Below are 17211 nucleotides of genomic sequence, written 5' to 3' on the forward strand. Positions count from 1 at the left end.
CGGCAAGTCAGCCTATCCGTCGCTCCGGCCCGTACCCTGCGAATCGTGATCACGCACGAGGACGGCCGCCTGCGCGCACTGGCCGAGGACGGCCGCTGGCCTGAGCTGCTCGCCGCCTACCGGGAGGGCCGCGTGGCCGCCGTGGCGGAGGCGGGCGAGGAGGCCGCGGCCACGCTGACGGCGCCGCTGGGCCACCTGATCGCGTATGCGGCGCCGCCGGAGCTGGCCGTCCGGCTGTTCGACGGCGACGGCGGTGCGGGGACGGCCGCCGGGGTGGCCGACCACGACGCCGGCCCGCTCTGGGAGGTGCTGGCGACCCGGCACTCCTGGCTGCGGCTGGCCCCGCTGCTCGGTCCGTCCCCGGTGCGACGGCTGGTCGCGCACACCCGGGCGCTGCTCGGCGAGGACCTCTCGTACGGGGCCGAGCCCGATCCGGAGGGCGTGCCGCTGCGCCTAGAGCCGTGGGAGGCGGCGGGCTGGGACGAGGCGGTGCGGGTGCGCGAGTACCTGCCGGGCGGGGGTGCGCGCAGCGCGCTGCTGACCCTGCCGGCCAGCCGCGAAGGCCTGGGTGAGGTGGAACTGCCCCCGGCGGCGCGGTCGGGCGGACGGCCGGACGGGCCGCGGGTCACCCGGGCGCTGACCGGGCTGGGCGCGCTCGCGCCGTGGGCGGAGACGGCCTGCGTCCGCGGCCAGGCCCCGGCGGCGGCCGCCCTGGTGGCCCGCGACCGGCGGGTGGTCGGCGGGTACCTGCCGTTCGCGCTCGCCTACCCGGCGCTGGTACGGGCCGCCGCCGTGGGCCGGGCGCAGGGCTGTGCGCAAGGGAGGCTGGGGCTGTGGCGGGCGCTGGCCGCGATGGCCGGGGCGGACGGTCCGGAGGCGTCGGCGACGTCGGCGACGTCGGCGACGCCGGAGGGCTCGGCGACGTCGGACGGTCCGGCGCCGGCGGAGGGTCCGGACGGGGCGGCCGGGGTGGGCCGGGCCGAGGTGAACGCGTTGGTGGCCCGGATGCGCTGCTTCACCTGGCAGGAGCCGTCGGCCGGACTGCACTATCTGCACGTCGCGCTGGAGGACCCGGCCAGCGGGGTGGCCTGGGTGGTCAGCGGCTCGCAGGAGCTGTGACTGGCGCTCCCGGCGGGGCCGGGAGCGCCAGTCGGGCGGGCCGCGTAGCGGCGGTCGGCCGGAAAGCGAAGGCCCCCGGTCCGGCGCCGTTTCCGGGGTGGGTGGAGGCGCAGGACCGGGGGAGCGGGGGGCCGCTGTCGGGCTCAGGCGCCGACGGGGGCGGCGCCCTTGGCGGGGACGGCCTCGGGCGCGTCGGTCCCGGAGTCGTCCGGCGCGGTGGCGGGATCGGCGGGCGCACCGTGGGCGTCGACCAGCGTCAACTCGTCGAACGGCAGCTCGCCGGCCAGCACCCGCCGGGCGCGCTCGGAGTCGAGCTCACCGGTCCAGTGCCCGATCAGCACGGTCGCGACGGCGTTGCCCGCGAAGTTGGTGAGCGCGCGGGCCTCCGACATGAAGCGGTCGATGCCGACGATCAGGCCGACGCCGTCCACCAGTGCGGGCTTGTGCGACTGGAGTCCGCCCGCGAGGGTGGCCAGTCCGGCGCCGGTGACCCCGGCCGCGCCCTTGCTCGCGATCACCATGAAGACCAGCAGCGAGATCTGCTCGCCGAGCGACATCGGCTTGTCCATCGCCTCGGAGATGAAGATCGAGGCCATGGTCAGGTAGATGGCGGTGCCGTCGAGGTTGAAGCTGTAGCCGGTCGGCACGGTGATGCCGACGACCGGGCGGCTGACGCCCAGGTGCTCCATCTTGGCGATCAGGCGGGGCAGCGCGCTCTCGGAGGAGGAGGTGGAGAGGATCAGCAGGAACTCGCGGCCGAGGTACTTCAGCAGCGTGAACACGTTGACGCCGGCGACCAGGCGCAGCAGCGCGCCCAGCACCACGACCACGAACAGCGCGCAGGTGACGTAGAAGCCGATCATGATGACGGCCAGGCTCTTCAGCGCGGCGGTGCCGGTGGCCCCGACCACGGCGGCCATCGCCCCGAAGGCGCCGATCGGTGCGACCCACATGATCATCGACATGATCCGGAAGACCAGCCGCTGCACGTGCTCGATCCCGCGCAGCACCGGCGCGCCGGCCGGACCCATCGCCTGGAGCGCGAAGCCGGTGAGCAGGGCGACCAGCAGGGTCTGGAGCACCTTGCCCTGGGTGAGGGCGGAGAACAGGGTCTCGGGGATCATCCCGAGCAGGAAGTCGGCGGTCGACTGGGCGCCGCCGGCGGCCGCCTGGGCGTGGCCGGACTTGGCGAGCGCGGCGGTCAGGTGCAGGCCGCCGCCGGGCTCCAGCAGGTTGCCGACGACCATGCCGATGGCCAGCGCGACGGTCGACATGGTGAGGAAGTAGCCGATGGCGAGGCCGCCGACCTTGCCGACCTTCGCGGCCTTGGTCACCGAGCCGATGCCCAGGACGATGGTGCAGAAGATCACCGGGCTGATCATCATCTTGATCAGGTTGACGAAGCCCGTGCCGACCGGCTTCAGCTCCACGGCGACACCGGGGGCGGCCAGACCGACCACCACACCAGCGACCACCGCGGCGATCACGGCGATGTAGAGGTAGTGCGTCCGGTCCTTGCGTCTGGGGCGCGCCGCCACGGCGGCTTCATCGATCGACATCTGCGGCTCCCTTGCCGTGCAGTCCTGGCGGCCCCGGGGGGTGGGCCGCTCCGACTATGGGCCCCGGAGTGACGGAGGTCACGTTTGCGTTCATAGAGTTCACGAACGGCGGGGGAGTCGGGATGCCCGGTCCGCGAACGGGTGCGGACGGACGGGCCCTGGGGCCGTCCGCCGGCGTGGTGCACACTGGCAGGCATGTCCGAGCGCCCCGCCCCCACCGCCCCGCGCCGCCGCTCGCACCGGCCGACGGGCCGCGGGCCGCGGCTGCTGCCTCCACGCCTGGCCCGGTGCCCGGCCTGGCCGCTGGCCTGGCGCCTCGCCCGGTGCCTGTCCGGCCGTGCGCCTCGGCGCCCGGTCCGATGCCCGCCCCGGCGGCTGGTCCGGAGCCTGGCCGGGCAGCTGTTCGTCGTCCAGGTGGTGATCGTCGCCGCCGTGGTCGCCGGGGGCGCGGTGCTCGCGTACCTCTTCACCGCCGAGCGCACCGAGGACGCCGCCCGTCGCCAGGTCACCTCGGTCGCGCACGCCGTCGCGGACTCGCCGTCCGTCCGGGCCGCCGTCGGCGGGCCGGACCCGACTGCGGTGCTCCAGCCGTACGTCGAGCAGGTGCGGGCCGACACCGGGGTCTCCTTCATCACCGTCATGGACACCGACGGTGTGCGCTGGACCCACCCGCTGCCCGAACAGATCGGTCGGACCTACCTCGGGCACATCGACTGGGCGCTCGCCGGACAGGTCCGCAGCGAGACGTACACCGGCACGCTCGGCCCGTCCGTGCGGGTGGTCGCCCCGGTGTGGGACGAGCGGCACCGGGTGGTCGCACTGGTCAGCGTGGGCCTCACGGTGGAGTCGATCTCCGAGCAACTGAGCGGTCCGCTGCTCGCCCTGGTCGGGGTGGCGGTGGCCGCGCTCGCGGCCGGCGGCGTCGGCACTTACCTCGCCAACTCCCGGCTGCGGCGGCACACCCACGGGATGGGGCCCGACGAGCTGAGCCACCTCTACGAGTACCACCAGGCCACCCTGCACGCGGTGCGGGAGGGGCTGGTCCTGCTGGACCGCTCGCACCGGGTGGTGCTGTGCAACGACGCCGCCCGTGAACTGCTCGACCTGACGGGCGCGGTGGAGGGCCGGCCGGTGGTGGAGCTGGGCCTGCCGGAGGCGCTGGTGGGAGCGGTGCTGGGGGCCGAGCCGGTCCGGGACGAGGTGCACCTGACCGCCGAGCGAGTGGTCGTGCTGAACACCTCGACCATCGGCACCGGCACCGGTCTCGGCCGGGTGATCACCCTCCGGGACCACACCGAACTCCAGGCGCTCAGCGGTGAGTTGGACTCGGTGCGAGGTTTCACCGAGGCGCTCGGGGCGCAGGCGCACGAGGCCGCCAACCGCCTGCACGCGGTGGTGTCGCTGATCGAACTCGGCCGCCACGAACAGGCGGTGGAGTTCGCCACCGCCGAGCTGGCGCTCGCCCAGCAGCTCACCGACCGGGTGGTCGCGGCGGTCGGCGAGCCGGTGCTGGCCGCGCTGCTGCTCGGCAAGGCGGCCCAAGCCGCCGAGCGGGGCGTGGAGTTGACCCTCACCGAGGACAGCCGGATCGACGACGGAGTACTGCCGCCCGGGCTCTCCGCGCGGGACCTGATCACCGTGCTCGGCAACCTGATCGACAATGCCGTGGACGCCGCCATCGCCGGTGCGGCCGAGAGCCCCGTCCCGCCGGAGGTCACCGTCACCGCGCGGATCGCCGACGGCCGGGACTGCGGTGCCCGGGAGCGCGCCGGCCGAAGCGGTGGCGAAGACGGCGAAGGCGACAGTGGCAGTGGCGGCGGTGGCGGTGGCGGTGAGGGCGCGGGGGCGGTCGGCGACTGCCTGCTGCTGCGGGTCGCCGACACCGGCGCGGGGATCGACCCGGGTGCGGTCGAGGACGTGTTCCGGCGCGGCTGGAGCACCAAGCAGGACGGCCGCGGGCATGGGCTCGGGCTGGCGCTGGTGGCCCAGGCCGCCCGGCGCAACGGCGGCACCGTCGAGGTCGGACGGGAACGCGGCGCGGTGCTCACGGTGCGGCTGCCGCTGGCCGGACGGCCGGGAGGGCCGGTCGACGGGCCGGGGACTTCCACCGGCCGGTTCGACGAGGCCGACGGCCGGGAGCAGGAAGGGGCCCTGGTGTGAGCACCACCGCCGACACCGCCGCCGCGGGCATCTCCGTCCTGGTGGTCGAGGACGACCCGGTGGCCGCCGCCGCGCACACCCTGTACGTCCGGCGCGAACCCGGCTTCCACGCCGCGGGGACGGTCCACAGCTGCGCCGACGCGCTGCGCTTCCTCGACCGGTCCCGAGCCGCCGGGAAGCCCGTCGACCTGATCCTGCTCGACCTCTACCTCCCGGACGGCCACGGCCTCCAGCTCTGCCGCACGCTGCGTGCGGCCGGCCACGGCACCGACGTCATCGCGGTGACCTCGGCCCGTGATCTCGCCATGGTCCGGCAGGCGGTCTCCGCGGGTGTCGTGCAGTACCTGCTGAAACCGTTCAGCGCGGCCGCCCTGCACGACCGCCTGGAGCGCTACGCCCGCTACCGCGACAGCCTCGGGCGCACCGGCGAGGCGACCGGTCAGGAGGAGGTCGACCAGGCGTTCGCCCTGCTCCGCACGCCGGAGCGCAGCACCCTGCCGAAGGGGCTGTCCGCGCCCACGCTGGACATCGTCGCCTCGGTGCTGCGCGAGTCGGCCACCGGGCTGTCGGCGGCGGCCGCGGGCGCCGCCGCCGGGGTCTCCCGGATCACCGCGCGGCGCTACCTGGAGCACCTGGTGGAGACCGGGTCCGCGGTGCGGGAGCCGCAGTACGGGAACGTCGGGCGGCCGGAGCTCTGCTACCGGTGGCGAGGTCGGGCCTGACCGTCGGCGCGCGGGGGCCGGGGCCGACGGCGCGGGGCCTGACGGGGGGCGGGGCCTGGCGGTCGGCGGCGACGGGCGCGGGTTTCTGCGTGACCTTTTCGCGCGGCGCTCGTTGGAGGAGCCGGGGGAGGTTCACTCACTCGGGTGGTTCTGGGAGCCCGAGGGCATTCTGCCAGGTCAAGCGCAGTAAAGTTAGGCTTACCTAACTTCCATGGGGGTTTCCCGTGTCACTCGCTGCCGTACCCGTCCAGGCCGCCTCCGGAGCCCCGGCCGCCGGTGAAGCCATCCTGCGCCGTCAGCGCGTCCGCGAGTCCGCCGCCAGAACGTACGCCCGCTCCTTCCCGATCGTCCCGGTCCGTGCCCACGGCATGACCGTCGAGGGCGCCGACGGGCGGCGCTACCTGGACTGCCTCTCCGGCGCCGGCACGCTCGCCCTCGGCCACAACCACCCGGTGGTGCTGGAGGCGATCCGCCGCACCCTCGACAGCGGCGCCCCGCTGCACCTGCTCGACCTCGCCACCGCCGAGAAGGACGACTTCACCAGCGCGCTGTTCGAGAGCCTGCCCGCCGAGTTCGCCGACCGCGCCCGAGTGCACTTCTGCGGACCGGCCGGGACGGACGCCGTCGAGGCCGCGCTCAAGCTGATGCAGACCGCCACCGGCCGCTCCGGCGCGCTCGCCTTCACCGGCGCCTACCACGGCATGACCGCCGGCGCCCTCGCCCTCACCGGCAACGTCGCCGTCAAGGAACCGCTGCCGAGCGGCGGCGAGGTCGCCCGGCTGCCCTACCCGTACGGCTACCGCTGCCCGTTCGGCGTCGGCGGCGAGGCGGGCACCGACCTCGCCGCGACCTACGTGGAACGGCTGCTGGACGACCCCTCGGGCGGTGTGGTGACGCCCGCCGCGATGATCCTGGAAGCCGTCCAGGGCGAGGGCGGGGTCGTCCCCGCGCCCGACGGCTGGCTGCGCGCGATGCGCCGGATCACCGCCGAACGCGGCATCCCGCTGATCGTCGACGAGGTGCAGACCGGAGTCGGCCGCACCGGCGCGATGTGGGCGATCGAGCACAGCGGCATCGTCCCGGACGCCATGGTCCTGTCCAAGGCGATCGGCGGCAGCCTGCCGCTCGCCGTCGTCGTCTACCGCGAGGACTACGACGGCTGGCGGCCCGGCGCCCACACCGGCACCTTCCGCGGCAACACCCTCGCCATGGCCGCCGGGGCCGCGACGCTGCGCCACGTCGCGGCGAACGGGCTGGCCGGGCGGGCCGCCGTGGTCGGCGAGCGGATGGCCGCCCGGCTGCGCGACCTCGCCGCCGAACTGCCGGTGATCGGAGACGTGCGCGGCCGGGGGCTGATGCTCGGGGTCGAACTGGTCGACCCGGCGGCCGACCCTGACGCGTGCGGCGCCCGGCCGGCCGACCCGGCGCTCGCGGTACGGGTCCGGGAGGAGTGCCTGGCACGGGGGCTGATCGTCGAACTCGGCGGGCGCCACGACGCGGTGCTGCGGCTGCTCCCGCCGCTCACCATCACGGACGAGCAGGTGGCGGCGGTGCTGGAACGGTTGGCGGAGGCGATCACGGCGGCTTCCACGAGCCGTCCGGCGGGCGGATCGGCGCGTGGTCCGGCGGGCGCGTCGGCGCACGGTCCGGCGGATGCGCCGACGGGCAGGGGGCAGCGGTGAGCGGGCCCGGGTCCGACCCCGTCGGGCTCCCCGGCGACGGCGCCGCGATGGACGCCCTGGCGGGCGGCGCGGCCGGGCCGGGCGCGCTCGCGCCACTGCTGGCCACCGTCCTCGACTCACTGGAGGCGGGCACCGCCATGCGCTCCGGACCGCTCCCGGCGGGCAGCCCGGCCGAGATCGCCGCCCTCGTCGACGACGCGCTGGCCGCCGCCGACGGGCCGGGCGCGCTCGCCCGCCTCACCGAACTCCTCGCCTACGGGGCAGCCGACCCCGCCGACCCGGCCTGCGCCGCCCACCTGCACTGCCCACCGCTCGCCGTCGCCGCCGCGGCGGACCTCGCGGTCAGCGCCCTCAACCCCTCCCAGGACTCCTGGGACCAGGCCCCCGCCGCCACCGCCCTGGAGAGCGCCCTGCTCGTCGAGATCGCCGGGCTGGTCGGCTACGACCCGCAGCGCTCCGCCGGCGTCCTCACCTCCGGCGGCACCGAGTCCAACCTCATGGGGCTCATGCTGGCGCGTGACCAGAAGCTCGACGGCATCGTGGAGCTGGACGGCATCCCGGCTGGCGTCCGCCCGTGCATCCTCGCCTCCGAGGCCGCGCACTTCTCCGTCCAGCGCTCCGCCGCCCTGCTCGGCCTCGGCGAGCGGGCCGTCATCCCCGTTCCGGTCGACCGTGGACTGCGGATGCGGGAGGCCGAACTGGAGCGGGCGATGGCCGAGGCGAGCTGGGCCGGACGGACCCCGATCGCCGTGGTCGCCACCGCCGGCACCACCGACACCGGAGCCATCGACCCGCTCACCGCCGCCGCCGACCTCGCCGGCCGCTACGGAGCCTGGCTGCACGTGGACGCCGCGTACGGCGGCGGGGCGCTGCTCTCCGACCGGCTCGCCCCGCTGCTCGACGGCATCGCCCGAGCCGACTCGGTCTCCCTCGACTGGCACAAGCTCGGCTGGCAGCCGGCCGCGGCCGGGGTCTTCCTGGTGCGCCGCGCCGAGACCTACGTCTCGCTCGCCCGCCGCGCCGAGTACCTCAACCCCATCGACGACGAGCAGGCCGGCTACCCCAGCCTGCTCGGCCGCTCGCTGCGCACCACCCGTCGGGCCGACGCCTTCAAGCTCGCCGTCACCCTGCGCACCCTCGGCCGCGACGGCCTCGGCCGGCTGGTCGACACCTGCCACGACCTCGCCCGCGCCGCCGCCGACGCCGTGCGCGCCGACCCGGCGCTCGAACTCCACACCGAGCCCGTGCTCACCGCCGTCCTCTTCCGCTACCGGCCGCCCGGGGTGACGGACGAGGCGGCGCTGGACGAGGTGAACGGCCAACTGCGGCGTCTGCTGCTGCGCACCGGCCGGGCGGTGGTCGGGCGCACCGAACTCCCGGGCGACGGCCCGGGCCGGGTCCGGCTGAAGCTCACCCTGCTGAACCCCCACACCACGGTGGGGGAGGTCGGCGCGCTGCTGCGGGAGGTGGTGGGCGCCGGCCGCAAGGTCGCGGGCGAGCGGGCGGGGTAGGGCGGCGGGCAGGAGGTTCGGTCGGTCGGGCCGTCAGTCGGCTGGCCGGCCCGGTCGGGCGTTCCGGGTGGACGGAGGGGTGCGGGGTCAGTCGTCCAGGAGGATCGACCGGGTGAGTTCCCAGGTGTCGGGGTCGGCGGCGACCAGGAGGCCGTCCGCGCAGCCGGGGGCCTCCGGGCGGTAGGGGGTGCCGTCCAGGCGGGCGGAGACGCCGCCGGCCTCGGTGACCAGGAGGGAGCCGGGGGCGTGGTCCCAGGGGAGGGTGCGCCAGTAGAGGATGAAGTCGAAGCGGCCCTCGACGACGTCCGGGTACTCGATCCCGGCGGCGTGCCGACCGGGGGAGATCTCGCCGAAGGCCGCGATGTTGCCCTGGAGCCGGCGGCGGTGGTCGGCGTCGAGGTAGCGGCTCTTCACCGAGCCGCGCAGTTGCGCGACGTCCCTCGGTGCCGGCGGGCGGGACAGGCGGACACCGTCACGCCAGGCGCCGGAGCCCAGTTCGGCGCAGTAGGCGGTGGCGGTGGCGGGCTGCCAGATCCAGGAGGCGACGGTCTGGCCGGAGCGGACCAGGGAGCACATCACGGCGTACTCGGGTCTGCCGGCGACGAAGTTGGCGGTGCCGTCCACCGGGTCGACCAGCCAGGCGGCGGGCTCGTCGTGGAGGGCCCGGGCGAGGGACGGGTCCGCGGCGACGGCCTCCTCGCCGACGACGGGGACGGGCAGCAGCTCGTGCAGCCGACGAGCGATGATCGCCTCCGCCTCGCGGTCGGCGACCGTCACGACCTCACCGGGGGCCTTCTCCATCACCTCGCCGGCGGCCAGCGCCCGGAAGCGCGGTTCCACCGCCTCGGCCGACGCCTCGGCGAGTATCTCCGCCACCTTGTCCATCAGCACGTTCGCGCTCCCTTCGCTGCCTACCACTCTCCCACGAGTGGCGGAAGGGGGTGGTGGTGGGTCGGGGGAGCGAGGAGGGGCGACAGCCGGCGGGTGACGACTGACAGCTGACAGCTGACAGCCGACAGATAACAGATGACAGCTGACAGATTTCGAAATCTGTCAGCTGTCATCCGTCGCCTTCGCCCAGGTAGTGGAAGCCCGGGCGAGGGTGCATCAGGAACTCGTGGTGCGAGATGTTCCATGCATACGCGCCCGCCATCGCGAACAGCACGCGGTCGCCCGACCGCAGGCCGTCCGCGCCCTCGGCGGCGTGGGCGAGGACGTCCTTCGGAGTGCAGAGCTGCCCGGCCAGGGTGGCGCGGCCGGTGGTGACGGCGGGGCGCGGCCACGGGTGCGGCCAGGCGTCCACCGGGAGCACCGCGAAGGGCTGGGAGTGCCCCCGGGTGGCGGGTGTGCGCAGGTGGTGGGTGCCGCCGCGGACCACCGCGAAGTCCTCGCCGTGGCTCGCCTTCACGTCCAGCACCTCGGTCGCGTACCAGCCGCAGTAGGCGGTCAGTGCCCGGCCCGGCTCGATCCGCAGGGTCAGCCCCGGGTGGGCGTCGAGCAGCTTCGCCAGGCCCTCGCCGAAGGCCGTCCAGTCGAAGCGGGCGGACGGGTCCGCGTAGTCCACGGCCATCCCGCCGCCGATGTTGACCTCGGTCAGCGGGAAGCCGTGCCGCTCGGCCAGTGCGGCCGACCAGGCGACGATCTGGGCGGCGACCGACAGCTGCTCGGCCGCCGCGAGCCCGCTGGCCAGGTGGGCGTGCACACCGCGCAGACGCAGCTGCCGTCCCAGTGGAGCGCCGTCGGTGAGCAGTCGGACGCACTCCTCGGCCCGGTCCGGGTCCAGCCCGAAGGGCGTCGGGCGGCCGCCCATGGCGAGCGGCACCGTGTCGAGCGCCTCGGTTTCGACGGCCGGATTGACCCGCAGCAGCACGTCCACGACCGTGTCCGGCCGGTCCGCGAGGACGGCGGCCAGTCGGTGCAGCTCCTGCTCGCTCTCCACGTGCCAGCGGTGCACCCCGGCGTCCACCGCCGCGGTGATCTCGGCCGGGGTCTTGCCAGGGCCGCCGAAGGCCAGCGGCGCGTCCGGCACCGCGGCCCGGACGTGGGCCAACTCCCCGCCGCTGGAAACCTCGTAGCCGTCCACGGCCGCGCGGAGCGCGGTCAGCAGCGGCGCCTCCGGGTTGGCCTTGGCGGCGTAGTACAGCTCGACCCGCGCGGGCAGCGCGGCCCGGACGGCGGCGGCGTGCTCCCGCAGCGCGACCAAGTCGTAGACGTAGGCGGGAAGTTCGTCGGGCGCGAGGCCGGCGGCGAGGCGGTGGACGGCCTCGGTCGGCCGGGAGGTCTCGGTCGTCATCGGGCAGTGCTCCCGGCGGGAAGGCGGACGGGCGTACGGACGGGCATGCGGGCGGCCTCGGCGAGGACGGAGCCGGCCAGCGGGGAGGGCAGCCGGACGTAGCCGGCCTCCCGGTCGGCCTTGCGCTCCCAGCGGGTGAGCAGGTTGGCCTTGGCGGGCAGCGGGACGCCGGCGAGCAGTGCGCGCAGCCGGGGCGGGCAGCCGTGCGCGGCGGCGAACTCCTCCAGGGTGTCCCGGACGGTCTGCCAGAGCGCGCACTCCGACTCGGGGTGGCGGTCGGCGAGCGCGGCGAGCAGTTCGGCGACGTGGTTGACCAGCAGGCAGTAGACCACCCGGTCCCAGCCGCGCTCCGCGTCGTAGGTCATCGGGCCGGCCACCTCGGGCGGGAGCGCGGCGAGGATGTCGGCGTTCTGCTCGGGGACGAGCTTGGTGCCCTCCAGGTCGCGGAACAGTACCTGGACGGGGTGCCCGGCGGGGTCCACGCCGATCAGCACGTTCTGCAGGTGCGGTTCGAGCACCACGCCGTGGTCGAAGTAGGCGGCCAGGACCGGCGGGACGAGCAGCCGCAGATAGGCGCGCCACCAGTCGAGCGCCGCCGCGCCATCCGAACTCCCGTCCAGCAGGCGGGAGATGTGCGCCGAGCTGGTCGGGTGCTCATCGGCGACGGCGGCCGCGAGCAGCGGGGTGACACCGGGCCGCAGCACGCCGCCGAAGCCCTCCCGGACGATCAGGCCGAAGCCCTCGAACAGCTCCCGGTCGGGGTGCCCGTCGGCGCCGGGCAGGGCGAGGGTGCGGAAGGCCGGTTCGCGCAGCATGGCCGAGTCGGGGAAGCGCCGGGCGAGGTCGGCCAGGGCCGGGGCGAGCAGCCGGGTGAGCGCGACGGCGCCGGTGAGCTCGTAGGCGGCGTTCTTGCGCAGGCAGTTGGTGATGCGGACGTTCAGGCTGAACTTGAGGAAGGCATCGGCGCCGTGCAGGGTGCGCACCGAAGCGGTGGCGGTGAAGCGCTCGCCGCGCGGGCCCAGGTCGAGGACGTCGGCCCGGGCCAGGGCAGCGCGCAACAGCGGGTGGTCGCCGATGAGTTGGTACTGCCAGGGGTGGGCGGGAAGCAGCCGGTAGCCGTCCGGCACCTCGCCGAGACCGTCCAGCAGGGCCGTCACGCCCCCGTCCAGCGACTCCTCGGCCAGCCGGTCGGAGCGGACGGCGAGGTGGCGCAGCGGGAAGGCGGCGCGGGACTCGGGGGCGTAGCTGCGCCAGTCGCCGCGGGCCGCGGCGCGGGACTTGGGGGCCGGGTGGAAGCGGTGGCCGAACAGCAGCGCCTGCTCGGACTCCAGGTAGCGGTCGGTTCCGGCGGCCGGTCGGCCCTCCAGGACCTGGCGGACGCCGTGGTGGCTCGACGCGACCTGGTCGAGGAACTCCTCGTTCACCGTGCCGGTCCGCAGCTCCAGTTCGTGCTGGACGTAGTCGGCCAGTTCCCGCCAGCCCAACTCGGACCAGCCGCCGTCCCGTTCGACCTCGACCGGTCCGGTGAAGCGGTGCGCGCCGAGCAGCGAGGTGCGGCGCAGGGCGACCCGCAGCAGGGCGCCGCGGCGCGGCAGGCGCAGCAGCAGCCGGCCCTCGTCGGCGGCGGTCTGGTGCTCGGGCGCGGAGACCTCGCGCAGCAGGCAGTTCAGCAGGGTGTGGACCACCGCCTCGTCGGCGGTGGGCAGTTCGTCGCTTCCGCCGGGTCCGCTGTCGGAGTCGAGGTGCCGACCGGCGGTGTCGCGGGGTTCGTCGGTCCTGGGCGAGTGGGTGGACTGCTCGGGGGTCATCGGCGACTCCAGCGCTGGCGGAGGGACGGAAGGGTGAGGGTGGCGGCCGCGAGGGCGGCCAGCAGGGCGGCGGCGGTTCCGGCCACCACGGGGGCGGCGGCGCCGAACCGCCCGTTGGCCAGCGCGGCGACGGCGCCGGCGGCTACGGCGCCACCCTTGGAGACGAGTTCGAGGGTGCCGAACATCCGCCCGGGCTGGCGCCCCTGGGCGGCCCCGGCGGCGAGCACGGCGAGGCAGACCAGCCCCAGCGTGAGCCCGGCCCCGAGCAGCAGCCGAACGGCGATGAACACGGGCAGCGAGTACGCCACCGCGTGCCCGGCCAGGCCGAGCGCGACGAAGCCGAAGCCGAGCGCGATGCCGGTGTGCGGGCGGGAGTGGAACACGGTGTGGGTGCGGGCGGCGAACACCAGGTAGCACAGGTGCGGCAGGGCGAACAGCACGCCCGTCGTGGTGCCGTCCACACCGGGCAGGCGCTGCTCGGCGAGGGCGATCAGGTAGGGGAAGGAGATGACCGTCGCGAAGACGAAGGTGAACTCGAAGGCGTAGAGCGGCAGCAGCGACGCCGTGGCGGTCGGCTCGGCCGGTCGGCCGTCGGCGGCCGTCGCGGCCTCGGGGCGCTCCGGCTCGGGCAGCAGGGAGAGGAACACCGCCGCGGCGAGCGGGAGTACGGCCATCACCAGGTACTGGCGGTGCGGGTCGATCCACGGGGAGAGCGCCCCGACCAGGATCGGCGCCGCCACCAGCGCCGCCCGCGCGCTGCCCTGCATCAGGGTGAGGGCGCGGGAGAGCCGGGGTCCGTCGAGTGCGGCGGCCAGGTAGCCGTTGGTGGCGGCGAAGGTGCCGCCGAGGAAGCCCTGGAGGACCAGGGCGAGGGTGAACGTGGTCAGGCTGTCGGCGGCCCCGGCCAGCAGGAAGGAGACGGTGAGGCCGAGTTGGGCGCGCAGCAGCAGGCGCTTGCGCCCGAACCGGTCGGCCAGTCGGCCCCACAGCGGTGCGCCGAGCGCGCTGAACACCGTCGGGACGATGTACAGCACACCGGCCCAGCGGGCCTGCTGGTCGCCGAGCGCGGGCAGGATCGCGGTCAGGTAGGGCGGCAGGCCGAGCGCGGCGAAGGAGGCGACGAAGTAGCAGGCCGCGACGGCGTGCACCTGGCGCCGGCCGAGGCCGTCGGAGCGGTCGGCCGAGGGCTGTGCCTGCTGCGGCAGGGTCTCCACGCTCACCGGGCGGTCCCGTCCGTGCGCCGCTGGTCGTGCGGGTGGCCGAAGGCGGGCCCGCCGGTCTGCTCGCGCAGGTAGTTGGGGCCACTGGTGTAGTGCTTGTTGATGTCGGCGGCGCCCGAGCGCTGCTTGCTGAGCAGTGTCCCGGCGGTGACCATGGCCTTGACCGGCAGCCGTTCGGCGTCCAGCAGGGCGGTCCGCAGCGGTTCGCCCACCGGGCCGAGCCGTTCCACGGCCTCCGCCGTGCGCTTGCGCAACAGGGCCAGGGTGTCGGCGAGTTCGCCCCGGCCGTGGTCGGCGAGGCCGAAGGCGAGGGCGCCGGTGCACAGGTGGCCGGTGATGGTGGCGAACAGGTCGGTGAGCGGCCGGTCGTCCTCGCCGAATATCCGCGCGTCGTCGAACTCCTCGCGGGCGGGCGCCAGGTCGCCGAGCGAGGCGGTCATCCGGGCGGTGTGCACGCGCGGTCCGTCGTCGTCCTTGTAGAGCAGCCGCAGGCCGTCCCGGTCGAGCACCAGGGAGGTGTTCTGCTGGTGCGACTCCAGGGCGACGCCATGGCCGAACAGCGTGGTCTGCCAGTCGAGCAGCAGCTCCAACAGGGCGTCGTAGCAGGCCAGGACGTCGCCGCCGAAGTAGCGGTCGGCGAGGTGGTCGACGACCAGCCGGCCGCCGGGCGCGGGGGCCAGCAGGGCGGCGAGCGGGACGGTCGAGGCCTGCTCAAGCCCGGCCGGGTAGCGGCGCAGCAGCACGGCCAGCAGCTCGTGTCCGGCGTGCGCCCAGGACTGCTCGTCGGCGTGCAGGATTCGGCCGGCGAAGCGCGGCTCGCGCACCAGTACGGCCTCGATCAGCCGTTGGCCGGCGGCGCCGTCGAGCAGTGTGCCGGGCTTGATGGTACGGCGGTTGAGGCGGCCCAGGGTGGCGGTGGCGAGTGGGAGCTTGAGGTGGCAGGCGGGGTCGTCGGCGACGGCGACGGTGCGCATGGACAGGGTCGGCACGACGGTCAGGTACGGCCGCTCGGCGAGTACCGCGCGGCCGGCCAGGCCGGTGGCGGCCAGTGCCTCGTCCAGGGGTGTGCCGACGGTGAGCGGGTGGACCGGCAGGGTGGCCCAGCCCTCGCCGGGGCACTGGTCGGCGAGGCCCAGCCAGGCTGGGGTGGGCCACCAGCTCGGCAGCGGACGGTCGCCGTGGACGGTCAGCGCGTCGGCCGGTACGGCCAGCCAGCGCAGCTCGAAGGGGGAGTGGAACTCCGGCGCGTAGGCGCGCAGTTGGGGCTCGGTGAGGCCGGCGCGGCCGCGCGCGGTGGGGTAGACCGGGTGGTCGAGGTAGGCGGCCAGGGCGTCGTGGCCGAGGGCGGCGGCGGGGCCGGTCCAGTCGGCCGGGTCCTCGCCGTACAGGTCGGCGAGCCGGTCGTGCACCTCGGGGCGGACCCGCTCGTGCAGCTCCATGGTGGCGAGGGTCTGCCGGCACTCCTCGGCGAAGGCCGCCCAGCCGGGCCGGTCCTCGGCCTCGGCCGACTCGGCGAGCGCCGTTACGACGGTGTCCGGGGCGGTGAGTCGCCGACCGGCAAGCTCCAGCAGCGGCAGCCGGGCCGCGTACTCCGACTGGAAGCCCTCGGGCCTTACGGGCAGAGCGAGTTGAAGCTCGGGGATGGTCAGCCAGCCGCCGTCGGTGCGGTCCTCGACGGTGCCGCGGGTGCGCAGGCCGAGGACGTCCTCGCGCAGCAGGGCGGAGAGCACGCGCAGGGTGAGCTGCTCGGCCGCGGCCGACGGCTGCGCGGCCGTGGTGGCGGGCTGCTCGGTGGCGGTGGTGGCGGGCTGCTCGGCGGAGCCCGCAGGGCGGGCCGCGGTCACGGCCGTGGTCCGGTCTCCGACGGTCATGGGGCGATCTCCCAGCGGTTGGCGGCGAGGAAGCGGGCGGCGGCGGCGTCCACCGCGTCCTGGTCGGCGCCGATCGTCCAGACGACGCCCAGGTAGTCGCGGTTGGTGCGGTAGTGCTCGTGGCGTTCGCCGAGCGGGCGCAGCGGGCGGTAGGCGAGCCGGACGCCGTCGCGTTCCTCGTCGTACGGGCCGGGCGCGGCGGTCAGGACGCCGGCCCGGTCGGCGCAGACCACCTCGTTGCGGGCCCGGCGGGGGGTCGCGGCGCACCGCTCGGCGAGGTCGGCGGGCAGGTCGCGGCCCAGGTGGACCCCGAGGATCAGGTCGAACAGGGGTATGTCCAGGATCTCGGCCAGCATCAGGTCGCACTGGTCCCCGAGGGCGCGGTAGTTGACCTCGATGATGCGGGCGCGGCCGTCCGGCTGGACGACGAACTCGGTGTGGCAGACGCCGAATCCGACGCCGAGCGCGTCGAGTTGGGCGAGCACCTGGTCGACCACCGGCTGCGGGTGGGCCGGGACGAAGGTGAGCACCTCCTCGATGAAGTCCGGCGGCGGGGAGAGCCGGGTGCGGAAGCCGCCGAGGACGTGCCGTCGCCGGCCGTCTCCGAGGGTCTCCAGGGTGCACAGCTGACCGGCCAGGAACTCCTCGACCACCAGGGTGGCGCCGGCTCTGCGGTGCTGGATCTCCTTGCAGCGCTGGGCGAGTTCGGCGGCGTCGGCGACCAGGGTGACGTCCTCGCTGGCCACCCCCTCGCGGGGCTTGACCACGCAGGGGAACGGCACGTCCAGCTCGGCCGGGTCCTGGCCGGGGGCCAGCTCGGCGGACCGGACGGTGTCCAGACCGGTCAGCGTGAGGTGGCGGCGCAGCTGGCCCTTGTCCTTGGCGCGCAGCGCGGCCTTCCAGTCCTTGGCCGGGAGGCCGAAGTACTCGGCGGCCAGCGCGGTCTGGGTCTGGAGGTGGTCGCTGTTGCTGAACACCGCGTCGGGCGCGTGGTCCGGGGCGGCGAGGGCGAGGCGGGAGACGAGGCTGATGACGGCGCGGAAGTCGCGGACGTCGCACTCCAGGACCTCGGGTGCGGGGAAGGCCAGCTCGGCGTAGGCCCGTCGGTGGGCGTCGGCGCCGTCGGTCAGGACGGTGACGTCGAGCCCGAGCCGGGCGGCGGCGGGCAGGAAGCCGGAGGTGACGGAGTCGGTGGGGTTGAGCGCGAGCAGGTAGAGCCGCATGGAGGGGTCCTCGGAGAGTGGCGGAGGAGGGAGGGCGAACAGA

Annotated in this window: 12 protein-coding genes; 5 read left to right on the top strand and 7 right to left on the bottom strand. The window is 75.2% G+C overall.

Annotated elements, in window-relative coordinates; all coding sequences use genetic code 11:
* Positions 1-45: 45 nt before the first annotated feature.
* Complete coding sequence (locus ACZ7RU_RS22690) at positions 46-1119, top strand: hypothetical protein (protein ID WP_470342757.1); 1074 nt, start codon at positions 46-48, stop codon at positions 1117-1119.
* A gap of 143 nt (positions 1120-1262) precedes the next feature.
* Here the strand turns inward: ACZ7RU_RS22690 and ACZ7RU_RS22695 are convergent, their stop codons facing one another.
* Positions 1263-2678, bottom strand: coding sequence for a cation:dicarboxylate symporter family transporter (locus ACZ7RU_RS22695; protein ID WP_470342758.1), 1416 nt, complete (start codon positions 2676-2678; stop codon positions 1263-1265).
* A 195-nt stretch (positions 2679-2873) separates the two neighbouring features.
* Between ACZ7RU_RS22695 and ACZ7RU_RS22700 the strand changes: the two genes are divergently transcribed.
* The 4 genes from ACZ7RU_RS22700 to ACZ7RU_RS22715 all read left to right on the top strand — a co-directional run bounded on the left by ACZ7RU_RS22700 (position 2874) and on the right by ACZ7RU_RS22715 (position 8753).
* Positions 2874-4838, top strand: a complete 1965-nt coding sequence (locus ACZ7RU_RS22700) for a sensor histidine kinase (RefSeq protein ID WP_470342759.1) — start codon at positions 2874-2876, stop codon at positions 4836-4838.
* A complete protein-coding gene (locus ACZ7RU_RS22705) occupies positions 4835-5560 on the top strand; it encodes a response regulator (protein ID WP_470342760.1) in 726 nt (241 codons plus the stop codon). The genes ACZ7RU_RS22700 and ACZ7RU_RS22705 overlap by 4 nt, the downstream gene beginning before the upstream one ends.
* Before the next feature lie 224 nt (positions 5561-5784).
* Entirely contained in the window at positions 5785-7242 is a 1458-nt protein-coding gene (locus ACZ7RU_RS22710; RefSeq protein WP_470342761.1) for a diaminobutyrate--2-oxoglutarate transaminase, read from the top strand.
* Positions 7239-8753, top strand: a complete 1515-nt coding sequence (locus ACZ7RU_RS22715; protein ID WP_470342762.1) for a pyridoxal phosphate-dependent decarboxylase family protein — start codon at positions 7239-7241, stop codon at positions 8751-8753. The genes ACZ7RU_RS22710 and ACZ7RU_RS22715 overlap by 4 nt, the downstream gene beginning before the upstream one ends.
* An 87-nt stretch (positions 8754-8840) precedes the next feature.
* Here the strand turns inward: ACZ7RU_RS22715 and ACZ7RU_RS22720 are convergent, their stop codons facing one another.
* From ACZ7RU_RS22720 to ACZ7RU_RS22745, 6 genes are all read right to left on the bottom strand, one after another.
* Entirely contained in the window at positions 8841-9638 is a 798-nt protein-coding gene (locus ACZ7RU_RS22720; protein ID WP_470342964.1) for an inositol monophosphatase family protein, read from the bottom strand.
* Between the two features lie 175 nt (positions 9639-9813).
* On the bottom strand, positions 9814-11046 hold the full coding sequence (locus tag ACZ7RU_RS22725) for a type III PLP-dependent enzyme (protein ID WP_470342763.1): 1233 nt from the start codon (positions 11044-11046) through the stop codon (positions 9814-9816).
* Positions 11043-12854, bottom strand: a complete 1812-nt coding sequence (locus tag ACZ7RU_RS22730) for an IucA/IucC family protein (RefSeq protein WP_470342764.1) — start codon at positions 12852-12854, stop codon at positions 11043-11045. The genes ACZ7RU_RS22725 and ACZ7RU_RS22730 overlap by 4 nt, the downstream gene beginning before the upstream one ends.
* Entirely contained in the window at positions 12851-14074 is a 1224-nt protein-coding gene (locus ACZ7RU_RS22735) for an MFS transporter (RefSeq protein WP_470342765.1), read from the bottom strand. Before ACZ7RU_RS22735 ends, ACZ7RU_RS22730 begins: the two co-directional genes overlap by 4 nt.
* Positions 14071-15945, bottom strand: a complete 1875-nt coding sequence (locus ACZ7RU_RS22740) for an IucA/IucC family protein (protein WP_470342766.1) — start codon at positions 15943-15945, stop codon at positions 14071-14073. The genes ACZ7RU_RS22735 and ACZ7RU_RS22740 overlap by 4 nt, the downstream gene beginning before the upstream one ends.
* A complete protein-coding gene (locus tag ACZ7RU_RS22745; RefSeq protein WP_470342767.1) occupies positions 15942-17168 on the bottom strand; it encodes an ATP-grasp domain-containing protein in 1227 nt (408 codons plus the stop codon). Before ACZ7RU_RS22745 ends, ACZ7RU_RS22740 begins: the two co-directional genes overlap by 4 nt.
* Between the last annotated feature and the right edge of the window lie 43 nt (positions 17169-17211).

It is taken from the genome of Kitasatospora sp. NPDC114501 (genome assembly GCF_055633695.1).